The 1969-nt window shown below is 66.5% G+C and carries 1 pseudogene; it reads right to left on the bottom strand.

Features of this window, described 5'->3' with window-relative positions:
• A pseudogene (locus HU737_RS26075) lies at positions 1-1969 on the bottom strand (RHS repeat-associated core domain-containing protein); the annotation flags it as partial.

The following is a 1969-nucleotide window of genomic DNA, read 5'->3' as shown; positions in this document are numbered from 1 at the left end:
CGCAGGTAGTCGTTGCTGCCGGGCCGGGTGAGGCTTTGCGTGTGCAGGTAGCCGTTGGCCGTCCATTGCTGGCGTTGCTGCAGGCCGTTGCCTTGCACGCGGCCGATTTCCCGGTGCAGGGCGTCGCGCTGGTAGCTGAGCAGCTCGGCGTCATCGAGCTTGATCGCCAGTAGGTGGCCGCTGCCGTAGGTCAGCCAGCTGACCCGGTGGCCATCCGGGCGGGTGGTGGCACAGCGTTGGTTGAGGGCGTCGTACTCGTGCTGCCAGATGGCCACGCTGGGGGTGTCGAGAAAGCGGTAGTACTGGTGCTCGCGGCTGAGGTTGCCGGCCCGGTCGTAGAACCACTGCAGCTTGCTCTGGCTGTTCTCGGCCATGAGCAGCTGGCCGTTGCCGTCGTAGTGGAAGGCTTCGCTTTGCCAGTGCTGGCCATGGCGGTGGCCGGCGTGGCGTTGGCTGAGGCGGCCGAGCGGGTCGAAGGCGAACTCGATGATCCGGTCTTCGTCCAGCTGCTGGGCGAGCACGCCGCTTTCGGCGTGGTAATGGTAGCTGCGGCGTTTACCGTCGAAGCCGGTCTCGCTCAGCAGGCGGCCCATGCTGTCGTAGCTGAAGCGGGCGCTGCTGTGGTTTTCGTTGCGCAGCTCGAGCAGGCGGCCGAGGCGGTCCCAGCGGTAGTCGAGGGTGTGCCCCTGGGCGTCGGTGCGTGTGGCGATCAGGCCGGCGACGTTGTAGGCCCAGCAGGTGCGCCGCTGCAGCGCGTCGGTATGGCTGAGCAAGCGGCCTTCGGCGTCGCGCTCGAACTGCTCGTGGCTGTGGTCGGGGTGGGTGAGGCGGGCCAGTTGGCCGGCTTCGTAGGCGTACTCGGTGACTTGGCCGAGGGCGTCGGTGTAGCGGATCAGCTGGCCGCAGGGGTCGTAGTGCCAGTGGCGGGTGTGGCCGGAGCAGTCGGTGTACTGGCTGAGCAGGCCGTCGGCGGTGTAGGCGAGGGTCTTCTCGTTGCCATTGGCATCGATTACGGCGATGGGCAGGTTGTCGCTGTTGTAGCGGTACTGGGTGGTGTTTTCCAGCGGGTCGATGGTTTCGATGAGGTTGCCGCGCTGGTCGTAGTCCCGCCGCCACAGGCCGCCTTCGGCGTCGCGGGTCTTGAGCAGCTGGTCGTGGTCGTCGTAGGCGTAGTGCACGCAACTGCCGTCGGCGCGGGTATGTTGCAGCAGGTTGCCGCGCTCGTCGTAGGCGAAGCGCTCGGTGCTGCCATCGGCGTGCAGGTGCTGGGTGATGTTCTTGGCGGTGTCGCGCAGCAACCACTCTTCGCTGCCATCGGGATGAATCACCCGGTAGGTAAAGCCCAGGCCGTCGTAGTAGTGCTTGGTGACCTGGCCGTGGGCGTCGGTGACGCAGGTCAGGCGAACATCGGCATCCCACGCCAGGCGGGTATCGAAGCTGCCATCGTCGGCCCACTCGCGCACCGCCTTGGCGTCAGGCCCGGTGCCTTGCCATTGCAGGTTGATGCCGCGCCCGCTGCGGTCGCTGTAACGGGTGATCAGGTGATCTTGGTACTGGTAGCTCCAGCTGGCCTGGTGCTCATCGTCGGCCTGCAGCAGGTCGCCGTGTTCGTCGTAGCGATAGGCGGCCAGCTGGCGGTGTGGCTGGCCGTTGCGCACCTGCCACAGCGCACTGATCCGACCGTGTTCGTCGAGCGCGGTGGCCAGGTGCTGGTGCTGCACCTCGTTCTGGTAGGTCACTAGGTCCGACAGCACCGGGGTGCCCTGGTGATGGTGCTCATAGTGCAGGTCGATACGCGCGCCGCCGCGTTGGCGGATGCTCTGCAGCACGAAGCGCTCGCCCTGGCGCTGGTAGCTTTCCTGGCTGGCATAGCCGCGGGCGATGACCAGTTGCGTCTCTTGGGTGCGAATCAGCACCAGGCCTTCGATGGCGTCGTAATGGTGCTTGCCGATTTTCGGCAGCGGGTAGG

Origin of the sequence: Pseudomonas urmiensis, from assembly GCF_014268815.2 — a bacterium.
Lineage (GTDB): Bacteria > Pseudomonadota > Gammaproteobacteria > Pseudomonadales > Pseudomonadaceae > Aquipseudomonas > Aquipseudomonas urmiensis.
The sequence above is the reverse complement of the archived record's forward strand: the minus strand, read 5'-3'. Positions and strand labels throughout refer to the sequence as shown.